Here is a 2,268-nt window from a genome sequence, read left to right as displayed (position 1 = left end):
GGCTCCAGATAGCCGATCGGATCGTCGGGATTGAAAATAAGATGATCAAAGAGGGCAAAACTGTGGCGATTGGGTTCCAAATCGGGAAGGCCCAGGGATCGGCAAGCTTCGCCAAACAGATCGGGACGACGGACGCGTTCAATCACTTCCACCCAGTTGCGAGGGAAAGGCGCGTAACCCCAACGGGCAAGCTGAGTTAGGGTCCATAGGGCCTCACTCCGGCCCGGACAGTTAGCTTGATCGACGTAAAACTGGTTAAATCGGAATAGGGCTTCGGGGGCAGTTCCTAAACCGCGATCATAACCATCGAGGAAACCGGGGCGGATAATTGCGCTATCCACGCCCACATACTGGGGCTGACTGAGAATATTGACGATTTCTTCTCGATTACGCTGATCATCGCAGTATTCACAGGCTTTAATTAAAGCTTTCACCATGGCGATATGGGTTTCGGGATGTTTCGCCGCCCAAGTTTCCTTGACCCCGAGGACTTTTTCCTGGTGTCCGGGCCAAATATCAAGATCGGTGGCGATAACGTAGCCTAATTTTTCCTGAACGGCGTAGGAGTTCCAGGGTTCCCCCACACAATAACCGTCGATCTTACCCGCTTTTAGTAGGGAAACCATTTGAGGCGGCGGAATTACGGTTAAATTCACATCACTATCGGGATCGATGCCGCCACTAGCTAACCAGTAGCGTAACAGCAGATTGTGCATGGAGGCGGGGTGAACCATGCCGAAAGTGGCGATTTGGTCGCAACGCGCTCGCAACGCGAGATCGGGACTTTGCAGGACGGCCTCCTTTAAGTCCTCCAGTTTTTCTACCCCCAATTCCCTGTATTTATTGCTGAGGGTGATGGCGTTACCGTTGCGACTGAGTACCAAAGCACTAATCACCGGGACAGAGGGCTTATTGCCGGCCCCAATGGTCATGCTCAGGGGCATTCCCGCCACCATCTGGGCCGCATCGAGACGACCGGTAGCCACCCCTTGGGCGAGCGCTTTCCAGTTGGGTTCCCGTTGCAGGATAACATCCTCTAATCCTTCCTCGGCGAAGAAACCTTTCTCTTTGGCAATAATAATCGGGGCGCAATCGGTGAGGGGGATAAAACCGATGGTAGGATTGGTTTTCAATCTGGTAGCTTGGCCGATCACCGTCACCGATCCGGTGGGTTGACCGACTTTCTTCGATCGCTTCTGTTGGTTGAGGAAATAAACGATCTCGTTACGGAGGGAGTAGTAACTAGGGTGGTTAACTACTTCTAAACGATGCCGGGGCCGGGGAATGGGAACATCGAGAATCTGACCGATATGGGCCTCCGGACCGGTGGTTAACATCACCACTCGATCGGATAATAATAGCGCCTCATCCACATCGTGCGTGACCATGATACAGGTAACGTGGCTTTCCTCGACGATTTCCATCAAACGTTCCTGTAAATTGCCTCTGGTTAACGCATCCAGCGCCCCAAAGGGTTCATCGAGTAGCAGGACTTTTGGCCGTAGGGCTAAGGCGCGGGCGATCGCTACCCGTTGTTTCATGCCTCCCGATAATTCTCCCGGTCGTTTGTTGGCGGCATGGCGCAGGTGTACCATATCGATACTATGTTCGATGACACTTTTGCGTTCAGCGGCCGGCAGATGACGCAGCACACGGTTAACTCCTAGGGCGATGTTTTCCCGGACGGTTAACCACGGCAGCAGAGAATAATTCTGGAAGACCACCATGCGATCGGGACCGGGGTCTTGAATTTCTCTTCCCTCTAAAATCACCCCCCCCACCGTGGGGCGATCGAGTCCGGCGACCATATTTAAGAGGGTGGATTTCCCGCAACCGGAGTGACCGATTAAAGAGATAAATTCCCCTTTAGTAACGCTGAGATCGATATTTTTTAGGGCGATATATTGACGGCCATCGGGGAGAGGGAAAACCTTATCAATGTGATCGACTTCAATAAATGCAGACATTTTCAGTTATCAGTTATCAGTTATCAGTTATCAGTTATCAGTTAAGTAGGGAGGCACAATTATTTGTAGGATGGGTTAGCGGTAGCGTAACATAATCGGGCGTTGGGTTTCATACTTCAACCGTTCGGCAAAAGCTCACGGCCGAAGCCCAACCTACGTTCATCTTATATTTAATTCCACCCACCTACTTATCAGTTATCAGTTATCAGATGTGAGTTTTTAGTTTACTGTTTACTGTTTACTGTTTACTGAAAAAGCTCCCCACACCCCACACCCTGCCCCCACCGAAAAACTTTTTGCC

1 protein-coding gene is annotated in these 2,268 nt (G+C 51.1%); it reads right to left on the bottom strand.

What is annotated here, in order from left to right; translation table 11 throughout:
- Window positions 1-1,967 (bottom strand): nitrate ABC transporter ATP-binding protein (locus IQ242_RS22925; protein WP_193961535.1); only part of this gene is annotated, 1,967 nt, incomplete at its 3' end.
- Between the last annotated feature and the right edge of the window lie 301 nt (window positions 1,968-2,268).

The sequence above is a fragment of the Microcystis sp. LEGE 08355 genome, from assembly GCF_015207185.1.
Classification (GTDB): Bacteria; Cyanobacteriota; Cyanobacteriia; order Cyanobacteriales; family Microcystaceae; genus Microcystis; species Microcystis panniformis.
Note: the sequence above shows the minus strand (reverse complement) of the source record. Positions and strands in the feature narration are given on the sequence as shown.